Below are 16,440 nucleotides of genomic sequence, written 5' to 3'. Positions count from 1 at the left end.
CGGTCCGGCGTCACGCCGACGGGTGGGTGGTCCGGACGATCTGGGTCGCGGCCGGAACGCCCGACGTTCCCGCGAGCGCGTGCGGTTCGATCAGCTCGACGGAGGGCGTGTCGTTGCCCCGCTTCGAACGGATGTTGAGGAACTCCACGATCAGCGCAAACGCCATCGCGGTGTAGATGTAGCCCTTCGAGATGTGCTGGTTGAGGCCCTCGGCGATCAGCGTGACGCCGATCAGTATCAGGAACGCCAGCGCCAGCATCTTGATCGTCGGGTGCTTGTGGACAAAGTCTGAGATGGGCCCGGCCCCGACCATCATCACACCCACGGCGACGACGACGGCGATGATCATCACCGCGAGGTCGTCGGCCATGCCGACCGCCGTGATGACGGAATCGAGCGAGAACACGATGTCGAGGATCGCGATCTGGATCAAGACGGACGCGAACGAGACGGCCTTCGGCTTTTCGGCCGCGTGCTCGCCATCGCCCTCCAGCTTGTTGTGGATCTCGTGGACCGACTTGCCCACCAGGAAGAACCCACCGATGAGCAGGATGAGGTCGCGGCCAGTCAAGGCGATCGGGCTCATGTCTTCGCCCTCGACGCCGCCGCCATGCACGACCGCATCGCGGGCCGAGGCCCCGAACGCCTCGAGATCGTTGAGGAAGGGCAGGATGTCGCCGAGGTCGAACAGGACAGCGGTCAGGCCCATCACCCACGAGATCGAGATCAGCAACAGGATCCGCATCCCCATCGCCAGCCCCAGGCCGATCGATCGCCCCTTCGCCTGTTGCTCCGGCGGGAGCTTGCCGGTCAGGATCGAGATGAAGATGATGTTGTCGATGCCGAGGACGATCTCGAGCATCGTCAGCGTACCGAGGGCGACCCAGGCATTCGGGTCGGCGATCCAGTCGAACATGAGGGGCAGGGAGAGGGGCCGGAAAGCTAGCGCCAGGTGCCTACGGACGGGGCGCGGTGAGGTGCCCCAGGCCAACCCCGGCGCAACCCGGTCGCCCCGGCTCCGGTACCTTGCGGCCCCGCCCGCCCGCACACGCGCATGCCCGAGACGACCGCCGCCGACCCGCTCGCCCACTACCCCTCGTGGGCCCGCGAGCTCGCCCGCCGCTACTTCACCAAGACGCTCAACCAGTTCGTCTTGCACGGCAACGTCCGCGACCTCGTGCCGACGGTCGACGAGAAAGGCCAGAACGCCTACGTCCCGCTCCGCGAGTTCCTCGCCGAGGATTTGTTCGCCGGCCGCGACATCGTCGTCTTCTACGACCGGTCCGACGGCATCCACTTCCATGACGCCGCCTCGCGGACCGACTTCAACCGGGCCGTCAGCGGGTACGACACCATCTTCGGGACGGACTACGTCAAGAAGCTCCCGAAGGACCCGGCCCGCGTCTTCGCCTTGCTCGACAACTACTTCCGCCTGCGGCTGGCGGACGGCAAGCGGATCGCGTGCGTCATCGACTACGCCGAGACCGTCGTGCCGATGTCGGAGGCCGCCAGCTACTCGACCGAGGACCGCGCGGCGCTGGTGACGTTGCAGAAGTGGGCGCACGACCCGCTCCTGCTCCGGAGCGACTTTACGCTCGTGCTCGTCACGGAGTCGCTGGGCGACCTGTCGCGGGCCTTTATCCAGAGCCCCTACAACGCGGAGCTAGAGGTCGACTTCCCCGGCCACGCCGAGCGCGAGTCGTTCACGACGTGGTTCTTGGGCGCCCAGCCGAATGGTCAGACCCGGTTCGACGCGCTCAGCACCGTCGCCCCGCTCACGCTGGCGCAGAACACGGCCGGGCTCGGCTACGTGCAGCTCCGGACGATCCTGGCCGACGTGCTCGAAAACGAGCGCCCGCTCACGTTCGACACGCTGAGCGAGAAAAAGAAGGAGCTCATCGAGGCCGAGGCGTATGGGCTCCTGGAGTTCGTCGAGACCGACTACGACCTCGACATGGTGGCCGGGCACGCCGAGGCCAAGGCGCACCTCCGCGCCGCGGCCGAGGCCATCAAGGCCGGTCGGCCCGACGTGATGCCGATGGGCTACCTCGTCTCCGGACCGGTCGGAACCGGGAAGACCTTCCTCGTCACCACCTTCGCCGGGGAGATCGGGATCCCGATGGTGAAGCTGAAGAACTTCCGCTCCCAGTGGCAGGGCGTCACCGAGGGCAACCTCGAGAAGATCCTGACCCTCCTTCGGGCGATGAACCCCGTCGCCGTGATGATCGACGAGGCCGACGCGGCGCTCGGCGACCGCAGCGCCCAGGGCGACAGCGGCGTGTCGAGCCGCGTGTTCGGCCAGATCGCCCAGGCGATGTCCGACACCCGCTTCCGGGGCAAGATCATCTGGTTCCTGGTCACCGCCCGGCCCGACCTCATGCCGGTCGACCTCAAGCGTCAGGGCCGCGCCGAGGAGCACCTGGGCCTGTTCTACCCCTCCACTCGCGCCGACCGCGAGGAACTGCTCCAGGTCATGATGCGCAAGACGGGCGTCGACGTGCCGATGTCGGAGGTCCCGGATGCCCTGCTCGACGGGGAGCGGACCTATTCCGGCGCCGACATGGAGGCGCTCCTGACGCGCGCCAAGTTCCGGGCCGCCACGCACGCCCTCGACGACGTGGCCTCTGAACCCAACCCAGACACAGACACGGAGGAGCCCTCCGGTGGCGACGGGCAAGTGGGCGACCCGCCCGCAGAAGCGGCTGGCGCGGACGCGCCGGCGCCGATCACGCGGGCCGTGCTGGACGCGGTGGTGGAAGACTTTCTGCCGCCCTCATACCCGTTGCAGGTCGAGCTACAGACGCTCGCGGCGGTCATGGAGTGCACGAGCCGCTCGATGCTCCCCGAGCGGTTCCGCTCGCTCGACCGCGAGGCGACGGTCCGGCGCGTGGCCGAACTCAAGCGGTTGATCGGCGAACGCTAGGGCCGGGCGCCGTGCCCGACCCTAGGTCAAATCGTGCAGGCTCTACTTCTTGTAGTAGAGCTTGTGCATCTTCTGATACAGGTCGTACGAGACGAGGACGGCCTCGGGCTCGTTGTTCTTCTGGATCATGATGCCCGTATTGAGGCTCTTGGCCTGGTCGATCAGCGCGGACGTCTTCGAGCGGAGCTCGGTGACGGTCGCGATGGCTTCGATTCCCTGAGTGCTATACATCCGTGTGGGGGGAGGAGGTGGTAAATGACCGGCGCGAGTGTGGTGGGCGCTGGCAGGGCATAAACTAGTGACAACAGACAGTCTAGAGCCACACGGCCTTCATCTTATTACAGACACATGCACTTGGCTCGCGTCCTTTCACCCATCGTCGCCACCCAGAAGGCCTCCGCCCTCGCCGGCCACCGTTTACTCTTGGTGGGAAAGATTGGCCTCGACGGAACGCGGCTGGACCGCGTCGAGGACGTCGCGCTAGACCCGGGGCTCGACGCGGGCGAGGGCGACGTGGTGCTCATCGCCAAGGAAGGTGCCGTCGTCGCCGGCCTGGTCGACGCGCACCGAGCCCCGGACGCGCCGGCCACCCCCGCAAACGTCATCATCACGGCGATCGTCGACGACTGGACGGTCGACGCCTAGCGGCTTCGCGGGAGCTGCGGTGTCTGCAAGCCGACGTGCGCCGCCCGCCTCACTCTGATTTCAACGCGCGCCGGGGACAGCAGCCGCCGCGCACAGGTATCCTCGATCCACACCACGCTCTCCCCTTCTGACATGGCGAACGCTCCCTACGATGTCCTGATCATCGGCTCCGGGCCCGGCGGCTACGAGGCGGCCATCCGCGCCCACCAGCTCGGTCTCTCGACGGCCATCGTCGAGAAGAACAAGCTCGGCGGCGTCTGCCTCAACATCGGCTGCATCCCGACCAAGGCCCTGCTCAAGAGCGCCGAGATCGCCAGCCAGCTCGCGCACATCACCGACTACGGCTTCACCGCCGGCGACGGCCTGCCGACGCCCGACTTCGAGGCCGTCGTGACGCGCTCCCGAGGCGTGGCCAACAAGATGAACAAGGGCGTCCAGTTCCTCATGAAGAAGAACAAGGTCGATGTCTACATGGGCAAGGCGACCTTGCTGGGCGGCGGCAAGGTGTCCGTCGAACCGTCGGAGACGATGGACGGAGAAACGGTGGGAGAGTCCACCACCATCGAGGCCCGGGCCATCATCGTGGCGACCGGCGCCCGCGCTCGCGAGATCCCGACGTTGCCTGTCGACGGCGAGAAGATCTTGGACTACCGCCACGCGATGCTCCAGACCACCAAGCCCGACTCGATGGTGATCGTCGGGGCCGGTGCCATCGGCGTGGAGTTCGCCTACGTCTACCACCACATGGGCACCGACGTCACGATCGTCGAGTTGCAAGACCGGCTCGTCCCCGTCGAGGACGAGGACGTGTCGAAGGAGCTGGCGCGGGCCTACAAGAAGATGGGGGTCAAGGTGATGACCGGCGCCCAGGTCACCGCCGTCGACACGTCCGGTGAGGGCTGCACCGTCACCATCAAGACGGCCAAGGGCGACCAGACGGTCCAGGCCGACCAGGTCCTCTCCGCCGTCGGCGTCGTCGGCAACGTGGAGGGCTTCGGGCTCGACGACGTGGGCGTCGCCCACGAGCGCGGGGCCATCACCGTCGACACGATGTACCGGACGACTGTCGAGGGCATCTACGCCATCGGCGACGTGGTCGGCGGACCGTGGCTGGCGCACGTCGCGAGCCACGAGGGCATCGTCTGCGTCGAGAACATCGCCCACGAGCAGGGCAAGCTGGACCACGCCCCGCACGCGACCGACTACCTCAACGTGCCCGGCTGCACGTACTGCATCCCGCAGATCGCCTCGGTCGGCTACACCGAGGCCGCGGCCAAGGAGGCCGGCTTCGACGTGCTGATCGGCAAGTTCCCCTTCGCCGCCTCCGGCAAGGCCGCCGCCATCGGCGACCAGTCGGGCTTCGTCAAGGTGGTCGTCGACAAGAAGTACGGCGAGGTGCTCGGCACGCACATCATCGGCCACGACGCGACCGAAATGATCGCCGAGATCGTGACGGCGCGCGCGTTGGAGACGACGGCGCACGAGGTGATGGAGGCCATGCACCCGCACCCGACGCTGTCGGAGGCGGTGATGGAGGCCTTCCGGGACGCCTACGGCCAGGCCATCAACGCATAAGCGGCGGCAAGCCAACGCGTAGGGCCGACGGTCCCTCGATTCGATTCTGCTCCGCCCGCCTCGGGGACTGTACCGAGGCGGGCGGATTCATACCGGGCGTCGGGCGTCCCGAAAGGCGCTACGCCTTGCGGCGGCGAAGCGAGGCTTGGTGCCGCCCCTCGGCCGTCGTGTGGCGGTGGGCGTACGCCCCCAGGATGCCGCCCCAGACACCGACGTTCATCATCACCGTCAGCATCACGACGGCCGAGTCGCCGCCGGCGAAGGTGGGTCGCCCGAGCAGGCTGGGCCAGCCTACGAGCGCCCACAGCGTCGGGAGGATGGCGTAGAGCATGGCCGCGCCTACGGTTGGGCGGGGGACGAGCGTGAACGGAACGCCCCACAGCGTCCCGATCGCGAGAAACGCCGCGCCGCCCAGCACGCTCGCGACGACCCAGCCCCCGCCAAACACGCTCTGCCACGCGCCGACGAACGGCGCCTCGTCCACCAGCCCCGCGAGGACCAACAGCCCGAACGCGCCCGCGACGGCGACGGAGCCTAGAAAGGCGCCGAGCAGGGTGGATCGGAAGATGGGATGCATGGAGGGACGAGGTGAGTCGGAGCGGGACCGTCAGCCCCGGAGCCAGAGGGTACCCACAGGCGAAACGCGCGACGAGCTTCGCAGGCCGACACTGAGCACAGGTCTGGGGGGTTACCGACGAATTGTAAAGTCGAGGTCAGCCGCCGTGCTGGACCAACCACTCGGCGTCGTAGGCCCGCAAGAGGCCCCGGAGGGCGTCGCGCCACTCGCCGTGTGTGCCGTCCTGACGCCGTCGGAGCCAGAAGCCGTAGGCCGTGTTGGCCTCGTACTTGGCCGTCCACTCGTTGCCGACGGGCAGGCCGATGTCGCCGAGCAGGCGCTCGCTTCGGTCGGTGAAGGCGAAGACCGAGAACCCGTCGGCGGTGTCGTAGGCGCCCATGCCGTCCGGGACGGGGCCGCCGTCGAGGTAGCGGGCGTAAGCCGCGAGGGGTCCGGCGGGCGTCGACGCGGGGAAGCCGTCGGCGGTGAGGTCGGCGTGCGTCAGCCAGTAGACCCGCGCCAGCCGGGCGACGTGGCGGCGATAGACGGGCGCTGCGAGCACGGCGGCGGGGCCGGTCGGGACGGCGGCCTTGGCAAGCCACTCTACGAAGGCCGGGTCGTAGTGGCCGAACGCACGGTCGGTGGCCAGGTCGAGGTCGACGGCGGCCCTGCTGGCGACGTGGGGGCCAGAGCGAAATGGGTCGACGGGCGCGCGGGCCACCAAGGCCACGGGCGAGACGGTCTGGGCGGCGACGCAGGCGAGCCCGCGGACGCCGAAGTCGGCGAACCACGTGGCGAACGGCGGGTCGCAGACGGCCGTCACGTCGCCTCCCTCCCCAGTCAGCGACGCGGCGCCGACGTCGAGCCCGGCCCACACGTCTGCGAACGAAGCGCTTGCGGGAGTGGACGTGGATCCGGCGCAGCCGACGAGCAGCAGGAGCGACACGGCGAGTCCGAAACGGGGCATCGAGGCGGAGGGGTGCGGAAGGCTGGCAACCCGTTCGGCTCCTCTTCGTTGCAGGCGTTCCCTTCTTTTCCTCCTCCCATGTCCGACCTCTCCCCCACCGAGCGCCGCGAGCGCATCGAGAAGCTCGCCGACCTCATCGACGACATCCACATCTGCATGTTGACGACCGTCGACACCGACGGCACGCCCTGGAGCCGACCGATGGCGACCCAGGAGGTCTCCTTCGGCGGTGACCTGTGGTTCTTCACCCGCGACGACTCCGAGAAGGTGGAGCACATCGAGCGCAACCGGAAGGTCGACGTGACCTTTGCCCACCCTGGCCGCCAGGACTACGTGACGATGGCCGGCACCGCGCTCATCGTCAAGGACAAGCAGAAGGCCGAGGAAATGTGGTCCGAGCCGCTGGCGGCCTGGTTCCCCAAGGGCGTCGACGACCCGCACCTCCGGCTGATCAAGGTCGAGGTGACACGCGCCGAGTATTGGGACTCCCCATCGAGCCCGATCGTCTACGCGCTGGGCTACGTCAAGGCCAAGATCACCGGGAAGCCGGCGACAGGTCTCGGCGAGAACGAAAAGGTCGACCTCGGTTGACGACCCGAGATGCCGGGGGCCATGTCGCCCGGGGGCGGCAGTCGTGGACCGCGAACGCCGCCGGGTGGGCGCGCGCGGTCCGCGACGGCGCCATCCCGAGCCGCCGCGCCGGCACCGACGAGGCCGTCATGCAGGCCGTGCTCCGTGGGCTCCCTCCCCGAGGCCACGCCCTCGACATGGGCTGCGGCGAGGGCTGGCTGGCACGGGCGTTGACCGCGGCCGGTGCGACGGTCCACGGCGTCGACGGGAGCGCCCCGCTCATCGACCTCGCTCGCGAGCGCGGAGGGTCGTTCGACGTGCTCGGCTACGACGAGGCCGTGTCCGCGCCCTCCCGTCTCGGAGGCCCCTTCGACGTGGCCGTCTTCAACTTCGCGCTCTTGACCGACAACGACGCGCCGGTCGTCCGGGCGGCGGCGTCGCGGTTGGCGGACGGCGGGCGCGTGGTGATTCAAACCGTCCACCCACTCGCGGCCGGGCCGCCCTACCGCGACGGCTGGCGCGAAGAGTCGTTCACGAGCCTCGACGGCGACTTCGAGCCGATGCCGTGGTACTTCCGCACGCTCGCGTCCTGGGTCGGTGTGCTCGCCGACGCCGGACTTCGGCTCGGGGCCGTCGACGAACCGACCGCGCCCGACACCGAGGCGCCCCTCTCGCTCGTGCTGACCGCCGTGCCCGCCTAGTCGTCGTCGCCGGCTGCCAGCTCGCGCTCGGCCTCGACGAAGGTCCAGAGCCGCTCTTTGAGCCGGTCGAGCCCGATGCGGGCGACGGCAGAGACCGGCATCAGGTCCACGTCGTCAGGGAACGTGGCGGCCACCTCCTCGACCCACTCGGCCGCGAGGTCCGGCCCGACGATGTCCATCTTCGTCAGCACGACGACGCGGGGCTTCGCAAGCAGGTGCGGGCTGAAGGCGCCGAGCTCGTCGAGCAGCGTTTGGTAGCGCGCGCCCGGGTCCTCCGAGTCGGCGGCGACGCAAAAGAGCAGGACGGCGTTGCGCTCGACGTGCTTGAGGAACTGGTGGCCGAGCCCGCGCCCCTCCGACGCGCCCTCGATGAGCCCGGGGATGTCAGCGATGACGAACGAGCGCCAGTCGCCGAGGTAGACCATGCCGAGGTTCGGCTCCAGCGTCGTGAACGGGTAGTCGGCGATCTTGGGCTTGGCCGCGCTCAGGCTACTGACGAGCGTGCTCTTGCCGGCGTTCGGGAAGCCGACCAGGCCCACGTCCGCCAGCAGCTTCAGCTCGAAGATGACCTCGCGCTCCTCGCCGGGCTCGCCGGGCTGCGCGTAGCGCGGCGCCTGGTTCGTCGAGCTCTTGAAGTGGGTGTTGCCCTGCCCGCCGCGTCCGCCCTGCGCGAGCACGATCTGGTCGCCCTCGGCGACGATCTCGCCCAGCCCCTCGCCCGTCGTCGCGTCCTTGACGACGGTGCCCAGGGGGACGCGGAGCAGGATGTCGTCGGCCGTCTTCCCGCTCTTCCCCGACCCGCCGCCCGGCTCGCCCGCCTTGGCAAAGTGGTGCCGGTTGTAGCGCAGGTCGAGGAGCGTGTACAGGCTCGGGTCGCCGATGGCGGTCACGGAGCCGCCGCCGCCGCCGTCGCCGCCGTCGGGGCCGCCGTTCGGCTCGTACTTCTCGCGACGGAAGTGGACGCTCCCTGGCCCCCCGTGTCCGCTTCGGACCGTGACGGTGACGTAGTCGACGAATTTCATGGCGGCGTTCGGGCTTCGGGGGTCGCAAGATGAGCGTCCCCCGCCGTCCGCGGCACGAAGCATCGGGGGAATCGCACGGGCGCAGCCGATGCCTCCAGGCAACCCCGGGTAGCTTTCATCTCCAGCCGCCGCCTCCTGAACCCCGACTCCCGAACCCATCAAAGACGTCACCATCTACACCGACGGCGCCTGCTCAGGCAACCCGGGCCCCGGGGGCTGGGGCGCGACGATGCTCTACGGTTCGCCGCCCAACCAGATCCAGCGCGACCTCAAGGGCGCCGAGCCCGCGACGACCAACAACCGCATGGAGTTGACCGCCGCCGCCGAGTCGCTCGAAGCGCTCCGCGAGCCCTGCCGCGTGCGCCTCCACTCGGACAGCGCGTACCTCATCAACGCGTTCAACCATGGCTGGATCGACGGGTGGGTGCGCCGGGGCTGGAAGAAATCCGACAAGTCGCCGGTGCTGAACCAGGATCTGTGGGAGCGGCTGATCGCCCAGAACGAACGCCACGAGGTGGTCTGGGTGAAGGTAAAGGGCCACGCTGGCGTCCCGCTCAATGAGCACGTCGACGGACTGGCGGTCGGCGCCATGCGGACGATGATGGCCGAGGCCGCAGGCTAAAGACGCCCCACTCGTTTGGCGTTCCGGCCCGGGACTCGCGGTAGGTTCGGGCCGTGCTCGATGCCGTGCCCCGCCTCGCCGACCGCCTTAGCGCCGCCGTGGGCTGGCTCTGCGCCCGGATCGTGGTCGCGATGGTCGTCGCCGGCGCGCTTGCGGCCGTCCTCCGGTACCTCGCGCCGGTCCTCGGCATCACGCCAGCCCTCAACGCGCTGGGCGACGTGCAGTGGATGCTGTTCAGCGCCGTCTTCCTGCTCGGCGCCGCCTGGGCCCTGTCCGAGGACGCCCACGTCCGCGTCGACGTGGTGTACGGCGGGCTGTCGCCCCGCCGCCGCGCGATGATCGACCTGGCGGGGACGGTGCTGCTGCTGCTCCCCTTCTGTGCGCTGCTGGCGTGGGCCTCGTGGCCGGCGGTCCTCGACGCCGTCGCCCTGCGCGAGGGCGCGCTCGATGCGGGGGGGCTGATCCGGTGGCCGGTGAAGCTGCTGCTCCCGCTCGGTATCGGGCTGCTGGCCCTGCAAGGGGTCGCGCAAGCGGCCCGGGCGGTCGTCACGCTCCGCCAACGGCCGTGACGCTCGTCGCCCACCTTGCCGACTGGCTCGGGCCGATCCTGGTGCTCGTGGTGCTGGCACTCGTGTTCACCGGCTACCCGGTCGCCTTCGCGATCGGCGGCGCGTCGGTCGTGTTCGCCCTCCTCGGGCTGGCGGCCGGCTACTTCGACGCCGCGTTTCTGCTGGCGCTCGGCGACCGGCTGTTCGGGATCATGCAGAACCCCGTCCTGCTGGCGATCCCGTACTTCATCTTCATGGGCGTCGTGCTGGAGAAGAGCCGGCTGGCGGAAGACCTTCTGACGACGATTGGCGCCTTGTTCGGCCGCGTGCGAGGCGGGCTCGCGCTGGCCGTCGTGCTCGTCGGCGCCCTGCTGGCGGCGGCGACCGGCGTGGTCGGCGCGAGCGTCGTCGCGCTCGGGGCCATCGCCCTCCCGGTGATGCTGGACCGGGGCTACCGCCCGTCGTTCGCGGCCGGGACGGTGGCGGCGTCGGGGACGCTGGGCCAGATCGTGCCGCCGTCGATCGTGCTGATCGTGCTGGGCGACCAGCTCGGCGTCAGCGTCGGTGCGCTGTTTGCCGGGGCGCTGGTGCCCGGGCTGATCCTCACGTCCCTGTTCTGCGTCTGGGTCGGGATCGTCGCCTGGCGCCGGCCCCACGATGCGCCGGCCCTGCCCGCGTCAGACCGCACAGAGAGCGGGTGGGGCTTGGTCCGCCGGGTGGTGACGGCGCTGCTGCCCCCGCTCGCGCTGATCCTCGTCGTGCTTGGGAGCATCTTCGCCGGGATCGCCACGCCCACCGAGGCCGGCGCCCTCGGCGCCGTCGGCGCGTTGATGCTGACGGCACTCAACCGCCGCCTCGACCGACCGCTGCTCTGGGACGCCGCCCGCCAATCGGCACTGCTCACGACGATGGTGCTGGTGCTGCTCGTCGGCTCGACCGCGTTCGCGCTCGTCTTCCGAGGGCTCTATGGCGATGTCTGGATCGAGGAGATCCTGGTCGGCCTGCCGGGCGGGCGCGTCGGGCTGCTGCTCGCGGCCAACCTGCTGGTGTTCGTCCTGGGCTTCTTCATCGACTTCTTCGAGATCGCCTTCATCGTCGTCCCCCTCCTGGCGCCGGCCGCCGCGGCTCTCGGCATCGATCTGGTCTGGTTCGGGGTCGTGCTCGGGCTCAATCTCCAGACCTCGTTTCTGACGCCGCCGTTCGGGTTCTCGCTGTTCTACCTGCGCGGCGTCGCCCCACCGTCCCTGTCGACGCGCGAGATCTACCGGGGCGCCCTCCCGTTTGTCGGCATCCAGCTTATCGCGCTCGCGCTCGTGCTGGCGTTCCCCGAGCTTGTGCTGGCGTTTGTTGACTGAGGCCGGGGAACGCGGGGGCGACGCGTCAGACGCTGAGCCGACATGGGGTCACGAGTGCCCGGGCGCCGTCCCCACGTCTCAGTTCCCCGCGAGCGTCAGCGAGGGCTGTAGCTCGCCGCCATGGTCCGCTCGGCCAGTCCGAACCAACGGTCCGAGGCCGCCTGAAAGTCGCGGTAGCTCGCGAGCAGGCGCCGGGCGTGGGGCTCGTCGGCGCTCTCGTCCATCAGCTCGACCGACGCCCGCGCCGCGGCCGCCATCACGTCCTCAGGGAACGCGATGGAGTCGACGCCCCGCTCGATCAGCCGCCCCAGCGCCGCCGGGTTCTTGGCGTCGTACTCCGAGAGCATCCGTGCGTTCGTCTCGTTGGACGCCGACACCAGCGCCTCGCGGTAGCTCGACGGCAGCGCGTCGAAGGCGGCCCGGTTCACGTAGAACGACAGCGCCGCCGACGGCTCCCACCACCCCGGGTAGTGGTACGTCTTGACGACTCGGAAGAAGCCCATCTTCTCGTCGTCATAGGGGCCCACCCACTCCGTCGCGTCGATCGCCCCGCGCTCCAGCGCGCCGTAGATCTCGCCACCGGCCAGCGTTTGCGCGACGACGCCGAGCCGCTCCATTGCCCGTCCGCCGAGGCCCGGTATCCGCATCGTGAGCGCCCGTAGGTCTGCCAGCGAGCGGACCGGCTCGCGGAACCAGCCCCCCATCTGGGTGCCCGTATTGCCGCCGAGCAAGCCGACGACGCCGAAGTCCGCCAGCGTCTGCTGCACGAGCTCGCCGCCGCCGCCGTAGCGAATCCAGGCGTCGTGCTGGCGGGCCTGCATCCCGAACGGGACGGCCGTGTCGAAGGTCAGCGCCTGGTTTTTGCCGAGGTAGTAGTACCCCGCTGTGTGACCGATGGGGACAGACCCGGCCTGGACGGCGTCGAGCACCTGGAGCGCAGGCACGAGTGCGCCCGCCTCGGCGGGCTCGATCTCGAACCGCCCGTCAGTCAGCGCGGCGACGCGCTCGGCAAAGCGTTCGGCGGCCCCGTAGAGGATCTCGGTCGAGCGCGGAAAGCTCGACGCGAGCCGCCAACGGACGCGCGGACGCGTCAGGACGGCGGGCCCCGCATCAGCCGACGCCCCGGTCTGGCGACGGCCGTGGCCGGGCCCGGGGCCACAGGCGGCAAGGGCGCCGAGCGCGGCGGCGGAGACGAAGCGGCGGCGATCCATCCCTCAACCTAGTGCTCGTGCACCACGCGCGCCTGGCCCTGGCCCGATACCCTGTCGGTCTCGATGCGAACTCCCATGCGCCCTGCCCTCGTCCTCGCCCTCGGGCTCAGCTTGTCCGCTTGCGCGGCGACCTCTCAAGACGTCGAGCGGTCGATGCGAGACCGGGCCTACCGCGGACTCATCGCGTCGGGGATCACGCCTGCTCAGGCCATAGGAGTCCTGACGGCAGACTCCCTCGCGGCCCGCGTTCCTCAAACCGATGCCGTGCTCGCAGTCCGCGCACGGTGGCGGCGATTTGTCATCGCGGACAGCCTCTATGCCCTTCCCTTGCCGCTCGCACGGGCCGACATCGACTGGCTGGCCACACACCGCGCCGACCTCGCAGCGCGCCGCCGGGAGGCGGAACGCAGCGTGACACGGCCGCAGATCGTCTTCCTTGGGTTGTTGGGCGTCGCCGCGGTGGTCTACTTCTATCCCGTCATCGCCTACTTCGTGCCAGGGATCGGCGGCTTCTGATGCCGCCGCGCCCCTGCTCAGCGTAGGCGGTTCGGCTCACCAGCCTCCTCCGCAACGATCTTCCCACGGCCGGCGGTGGCTTCCACGAACGCGGCCCGAAGCGCGTCCGCCTCACCCGCCCGCACGGCCAGCGCCAGCTCCGTCCCCTCGGTCGTGAACGTCTGCTCGGCCACCTCGGCGTCGAACTGATCGAGCAACCGCATCGCGGGCGAGGTGTCGGAGAACGCGAACGCAAGCCGGACCGGCACGCGCACCGTCACGACCCGCTTGCGAGCCGCGTCGAGGGCCGCCCCAGCCGCCTCGCCGTAGGCACGGACGAGCCCGCCGACGCCGAGCTTCGTCCCGCCGAAGTACCGCGTCACGACCACCACGACGCCCCACAGGTCGCGCCCCTCGATCTCGCGCAGGATGGGCACGCCCGCCGACCCGTTCGGCTCGCCGTCGTCGCTGGAGCGCGGAGCGGGGGTGTCGGGCGCCAGCCGGTACGCCCAGCAGTGATGGACCGCCGCGTACTCCCGCTTGCGGGCTGCCTCCACGATGGCCAGCGCCTGCTCGGCCGTCGCGACGGGAGCCGCCTCCCCGATGTGGCGGGAGCCCTTCGTCTTAGGCGGCTCGGCGCTGGATGCTGCGGCCAGCGTGCGGAATCGGTCGGGGCTCACAAGCGGATGAGGATTTCGCTGTGAACGTACCCTCCGCGCGCGACACGTGGGGGATCCTGCCGATGCCCCAGCGCTCCCCCCATGCTCGCTCTCCTCCTCGCCCTCCTCCTCCCCCCGCCCACCGTCACGGCCGCCCGTGCCGAGTCCGTCGTGATCGACGGGGTGCTCGACGATGCCGCGTGGGCCGGCGCGAGGCCCGCCACCGGGTTCGTCCAGTTCGAGCCGACGGAGGGGGTGCCCGCGTCGAATGCCACGACGGTCCGCGTGCTCCGAACGCCGGACGGAATCGTCCTCGGCGCCCGCATGGAGGGATCGCGGATCCGCACCCCGCTCAGCCGCCGCGACGACGGCGGCGAGGCCGACCAGTTCGTCGTCGCCATCGACAGCTACGACGACGGACGGACGGCGTACCTCTTCGGCGTCACCGCTGCCGGCGTCCAATTCGACGGGATCGTCGAGGGCAACGACGACGACGACAGCTGGGACGCCGTCTGGGAATCGAGCGTGCGCGTCGACGAGGCGGGGTGGACGGCCGAGATGCACATCCCCTACTCCCAGCTCCGCTTTTCGGGCACGGCGCAGTCGTGGGGCATCAATTTCCAGCGGGTCTCCCCGGCGACAGGAGAGGAGTCGTTCTGGGCACCGATCACGCGAGCCGAGGCGTCGGGCGGCCTGGTCCGCCTCTTCGGCCGCCTCGACGGCGTCGACGGGCTGACGCCCCGCCCGGTCCTCCAGGTCGTCCCGTACACCCTGACGGGCGGCTCGCGGAGCGAGAGCGAGACCGTGCCGGGCACGGCGACGATGGGGTTCGAGGGCAACCTGGGCGCGGATCTGAAGCTGGGCCTGGGGTCGGCCGTGATTCTCGACGCGACCGTCAACCCTGACTTTGGGCAGGTCGAGGCCGACCCGGCCCAGCTGAACCTCGGCACGTTCGAGACCATCTTTCAGGAGCGCCGGCCGTTCTTTACGGAGGGCACGCAGATCTTCGACCTCAACATCGGCGGCGGCCGCGACGGCGCGCTGCTGTACACCCGGCGCATCGGGGGCGCCTCCCCGATCATCGCGGCCACCAAGCTGACCGGCCGGACCCCGACGGGCTTGTCGTTCGGCGCGCTCGCGGCGGCCACGGGCACCGATTTCGACCCCGGTCGGACGTACGCGGCCGCGCGCGTCAAGCAGGAGTTCTCGGGGCAGAGCTACATCGGGGCCGGCCTGACCGCGTTCGCCGCGCAGGCTGACCCGGCCGAGGACGCTGCCTCCGCCCGCTCGCTCGCAGCGGCGGGAGACTGGGGCCTGCGCTTCGCCGACGGCGGCTGGCTCTTCGAGGGTTCGGCCGCCGGGACGGCCCGCACCGAAGGCGGCGACGGCGCCTACGGCGCCGCGCTCTACACCGGACTCGACCGAATCCAGGGCTACTTCCTGCCCGGCTTCGGCATCCGCATCTACTCCGACGACTTCCGGCTCAACGACGTCGGCCGCTTCCGCCAGACCGACATCGCTCAGATCCGGGGCGGCGCCCGCCAGCTCTGGAACCAGGGCGAGCCGATCGGCCCGTTCCGCCGCATCAACACGGGTGGCTTCGTGACGCAGACGTGGACGCTCTCCGACGGCACGAGCCAGGGCTTGAGCCTGTTCACGTTCAACGGCGTCGAACTCGAGGGCTTCCAGGAGATCGACCTCAACGTGCGGGCGGGAGGCCTCGGAGGCGTCGACATCCGCGAAACGCGTGGGCTGGGGCCGATCCAAAACCTGCCCGAGGTGGGGGCCAACCTCTCGTTCGAGAGCGACAGCCGGCGCCGCGTCCGGTTCGAAGTCGGCGCCGGGGGTGGCATCGAGGAAGGGGGCGGCCGGGACGTGGCTATCGAAGCAGGAGTCGAATGGACGGCCTCCGACCGTGTGGCCCTCTCGCTCGGCGGGGGCCTTTCCTCGGCCGATGGCCGCCGAGCGTGGGCGTCGAACGAGTCGTTCTTCGCGACTGACGCCGGCCTCTTCGTCGGGGCGTTCGCCGACGAGCCCGGAGTGTTCACGGCCAACGACCTGGTCGGGCTAGACGCCGACCCCGCCGTGCTCGCCGGGCTGGTCGCCACCGACGCCTCACTGCTCGTGGACGGGCAGGCCTTTTACGCGCCGGTCTTCGGCGCTCGGGACACGCGCCAGGTCGATCTCACCGCCCGGGCGCAGGTCATCTTCGGACCGGGCCTCTCGCTTCAGCTTTACGGGCAGGTTTTCGCGGCCCGCGGCCAGTACCGCGACTTCTCGCTGCTGGCTGGCGCCGACGACCTCCGCCCCCTCCCCGCCTTCCCCAAGCGCCTCGACTTTTCGCTGGCGTCGTTCACAGGCAACGCCGTCGTCCGCTGGGAGTACCGCCCGGGGTCGACGTTGTTCGTGGTCTGGAGCCAGGGCCGGGAGGATTCGCTGTTCGAGGAGACGCTGCGCCAGGGCGCCGACGCCTCCCCCTTCGAGACGGGGTCGTTCCGCCAGCTCGGGGACACGTTCGACGTCTTCCCCGACGACGTCGTGCTGGTCAAGCTGACCTACCTCCTGATGCGCTAGCTCGCGAGCGGCCGGCC

Annotated in this window: 17 protein-coding genes; 10 read left to right on the top strand and 7 right to left on the bottom strand. The window is 70.0% G+C overall.

All coding sequences use genetic code 11. The features are described from left to right. Window positions 1-10: 10 nt before the first annotated feature. A complete protein-coding gene (locus ACLII4_RS11350) occupies window positions 11-916 on the bottom strand; it encodes a TerC family protein (protein ID WP_412067515.1) in 906 nt (301 codons plus the stop codon). A gap of 138 nt (window positions 917-1,054) precedes the next feature. On the opposite strand from ACLII4_RS11350, the gene ACLII4_RS11345 reads away from it, so the two are divergent. Then, entirely contained in the window at window positions 1,055-2,923 is a 1,869-nt protein-coding gene (locus ACLII4_RS11345) for an ATP-binding protein (RefSeq protein WP_412067514.1), read from the top strand. 42 nt (window positions 2,924-2,965) lie between these two features. Here the strand turns inward: ACLII4_RS11345 and ACLII4_RS11340 are convergent, their stop codons facing one another. Then, the gene (locus ACLII4_RS11340) at window positions 2,966-3,154 is read right to left on the bottom strand and encodes a type II toxin-antitoxin system Phd/YefM family antitoxin (protein WP_412067513.1); all 189 of its coding nucleotides are present in this window, start codon (window positions 3,152-3,154) and stop codon (window positions 2,966-2,968) included. Between the two features lie 117 nt (window positions 3,155-3,271). Between ACLII4_RS11340 and ACLII4_RS11335 the strand changes: the two genes are divergently transcribed. Both ACLII4_RS11335 and lpdA read left to right on the top strand, forming a co-directional pair. Beyond that, window positions 3,272-3,568: a EutN/CcmL family microcompartment protein gene (locus ACLII4_RS11335; RefSeq protein WP_412067512.1), complete on the top strand. Its 297-nt coding sequence runs from the start codon at window positions 3,272-3,274 to the stop codon at window positions 3,566-3,568. 132 nt (window positions 3,569-3,700) lie between these two features. Beyond that, a complete protein-coding gene (gene lpdA / locus ACLII4_RS11330; protein ID WP_412067511.1) occupies window positions 3,701-5,143 on the top strand; it encodes a dihydrolipoyl dehydrogenase in 1,443 nt (480 codons plus the stop codon). A gap of 118 nt (window positions 5,144-5,261) precedes the next feature. Here lpdA and ACLII4_RS11325 read toward each other — a convergent pair whose 3' ends face one another. Continuing rightward, window positions 5,262-5,720, bottom strand: coding sequence for a hypothetical protein (locus tag ACLII4_RS11325; protein WP_412067510.1), 459 nt, complete (start codon window positions 5,718-5,720; stop codon window positions 5,262-5,264). A 136-nt stretch (window positions 5,721-5,856) separates the two neighbouring features. Beyond that, window positions 5,857-6,666 carry a hypothetical protein gene (locus ACLII4_RS11320; protein ID WP_412067509.1) on the bottom strand — a complete coding sequence of 270 codons (810 nt, stop codon included), beginning with the start codon at window positions 6,664-6,666 and terminating at the stop codon, window positions 5,857-5,859. A 78-nt stretch (window positions 6,667-6,744) separates the two neighbouring features. Between ACLII4_RS11320 and ACLII4_RS11315 the strand changes: the two genes are divergently transcribed. Both ACLII4_RS11315 and ACLII4_RS11310 read left to right on the top strand, forming a co-directional pair. Continuing rightward, window positions 6,745-7,257, top strand: coding sequence for a pyridoxamine 5'-phosphate oxidase family protein (locus ACLII4_RS11315; protein WP_412067508.1), 513 nt, complete (start codon window positions 6,745-6,747; stop codon window positions 7,255-7,257). Then, window positions 7,254-7,937, top strand: coding sequence for a class I SAM-dependent methyltransferase (locus ACLII4_RS11310; protein ID WP_412067507.1), 684 nt, complete (start codon window positions 7,254-7,256; stop codon window positions 7,935-7,937). The genes ACLII4_RS11315 and ACLII4_RS11310 overlap by 4 nt, the downstream gene beginning before the upstream one ends. Here ACLII4_RS11310 and obgE read toward each other — a convergent pair. Further along, the gene (gene obgE / locus ACLII4_RS11305; protein ID WP_412067506.1) at window positions 7,934-8,959 is read right to left on the bottom strand and encodes a GTPase ObgE; all 1,026 of its coding nucleotides are present in this window, start codon (window positions 8,957-8,959) and stop codon (window positions 7,934-7,936) included. The genes ACLII4_RS11310 and obgE overlap by 4 nt on opposite strands. Window positions 8,960-9,116: 157 nt before the next feature. On the opposite strand from obgE, the gene rnhA reads away from it, so the two are divergent. The 3 genes from rnhA (at window position 9,117) to ACLII4_RS11290 (ending at window position 11,484) form a co-directional block, all read left to right on the top strand. Beyond that, the gene (gene rnhA, locus ACLII4_RS11300; protein WP_412070563.1) at window positions 9,117-9,581 is read left to right on the top strand and encodes a ribonuclease HI; all 465 of its coding nucleotides are present in this window, start codon (window positions 9,117-9,119) and stop codon (window positions 9,579-9,581) included. Between the two features lie 65 nt (window positions 9,582-9,646). After that, on the top strand, window positions 9,647-10,150 hold the full coding sequence (locus tag ACLII4_RS11295) for a TRAP transporter small permease subunit (RefSeq protein WP_412067505.1): 504 nt from the start codon (window positions 9,647-9,649) through the stop codon (window positions 10,148-10,150). Next, window positions 10,147-11,484 (top strand): TRAP transporter large permease, encoded by a 1,338-nt coding sequence (locus ACLII4_RS11290; protein ID WP_412067504.1) that lies wholly within the window; start codon window positions 10,147-10,149, stop codon window positions 11,482-11,484. Before ACLII4_RS11295 ends, ACLII4_RS11290 begins: the two co-directional genes overlap by 4 nt. 95 nt (window positions 11,485-11,579) lie before the next feature. Here ACLII4_RS11290 and ACLII4_RS11285 read toward each other — a convergent pair whose 3' ends face one another. Beyond that, window positions 11,580-12,695 (bottom strand): TRAP transporter substrate-binding protein, encoded by a 1,116-nt coding sequence (locus tag ACLII4_RS11285; protein ID WP_412067503.1) that lies wholly within the window; start codon window positions 12,693-12,695, stop codon window positions 11,580-11,582. 75 nt (window positions 12,696-12,770) lie between these two features. Between ACLII4_RS11285 and ACLII4_RS11280 the strand changes: the two genes are divergently transcribed. Continuing rightward, the gene (locus tag ACLII4_RS11280) at window positions 12,771-13,211 is read left to right on the top strand and encodes a hypothetical protein (protein ID WP_412067502.1); all 441 of its coding nucleotides are present in this window, start codon (window positions 12,771-12,773) and stop codon (window positions 13,209-13,211) included. Window positions 13,212-13,228: 17 nt separating this feature from the next. On the opposite strand, the gene ACLII4_RS11275 is transcribed toward ACLII4_RS11280, so the two are convergent. Next, window positions 13,229-13,870, bottom strand: coding sequence for an IMPACT family protein (locus ACLII4_RS11275; protein WP_412067501.1), 642 nt, complete (start codon window positions 13,868-13,870; stop codon window positions 13,229-13,231). 81 nt (window positions 13,871-13,951) lie between these two features. Here ACLII4_RS11275 and ACLII4_RS11270 point away from each other — a divergent pair, with 81 nt between their 5' ends. Further along, window positions 13,952-16,423, top strand: coding sequence for a DUF5916 domain-containing protein (locus ACLII4_RS11270; RefSeq protein ID WP_412067500.1), 2,472 nt, complete (start codon window positions 13,952-13,954; stop codon window positions 16,421-16,423). Window positions 16,424-16,440: the final 17 nt, after the last annotated feature.

The organism is Rubrivirga aquatilis, assembly GCF_046845665.1.
In the GTDB taxonomy this organism is placed as follows: domain Bacteria; phylum Bacteroidota; class Rhodothermia; order Rhodothermales; family Rubricoccaceae; genus Rubrivirga.
Note: the sequence above shows the minus strand (reverse complement) of the source record. Positions and strands in the feature narration are given on the sequence as shown.

Bases quoted from the DNA above. Each gene is read 5' to 3' on its own strand.
- lpdA (WP_412067511.1), top strand. From the start codon at position 3,701: ATGGCGAACGCTCCCTACGATGTCCTGATCATCGGCTCCGGGCCCGGC.
- ACLII4_RS11345 (WP_412067514.1), top strand. From the start codon at position 1,055: ATGCCCGAGACGACCGCCGCCGACCCGCTCGCCCACTACCCCTCGTGG.
- ACLII4_RS11320 (WP_412067509.1), bottom strand. From the start codon at position 6,666: ATGCCCCGTTTCGGACTCGCCGTGTCGCTCCTGCTGCTCGTCGGCTGC.
- ACLII4_RS11280 (WP_412067502.1), top strand. From the start codon at position 12,771: ATGCGCCCTGCCCTCGTCCTCGCCCTCGGGCTCAGCTTGTCCGCTTGC.
- ACLII4_RS11325 (WP_412067510.1), bottom strand. From the start codon at position 5,720: ATGCATCCCATCTTCCGATCCACCCTGCTCGGCGCCTTTCTAGGCTCC.
- ACLII4_RS11350 (WP_412067515.1), bottom strand. From the start codon at position 916: ATGTTCGACTGGATCGCCGACCCGAATGCCTGGGTCGCCCTCGGTACG.
- ACLII4_RS11340 (WP_412067513.1), bottom strand. From the start codon at position 3,154: ATGTATAGCACTCAGGGAATCGAAGCCATCGCGACCGTCACCGAGCTC.
- ACLII4_RS11315 (WP_412067508.1), top strand. From the start codon at position 6,745: ATGTCCGACCTCTCCCCCACCGAGCGCCGCGAGCGCATCGAGAAGCTC.
- ACLII4_RS11335 (WP_412067512.1), top strand. From the start codon at position 3,272: ATGCACTTGGCTCGCGTCCTTTCACCCATCGTCGCCACCCAGAAGGCC.
- ACLII4_RS11270 (WP_412067500.1), top strand. From the start codon at position 13,952: ATGCTCGCTCTCCTCCTCGCCCTCCTCCTCCCCCCGCCCACCGTCACG.
- ACLII4_RS11285 (WP_412067503.1), bottom strand. From the start codon at position 12,695: ATGGATCGCCGCCGCTTCGTCTCCGCCGCCGCGCTCGGCGCCCTTGCC.
- obgE (WP_412067506.1), bottom strand. From the start codon at position 8,959: ATGAAATTCGTCGACTACGTCACCGTCACGGTCCGAAGCGGACACGGG.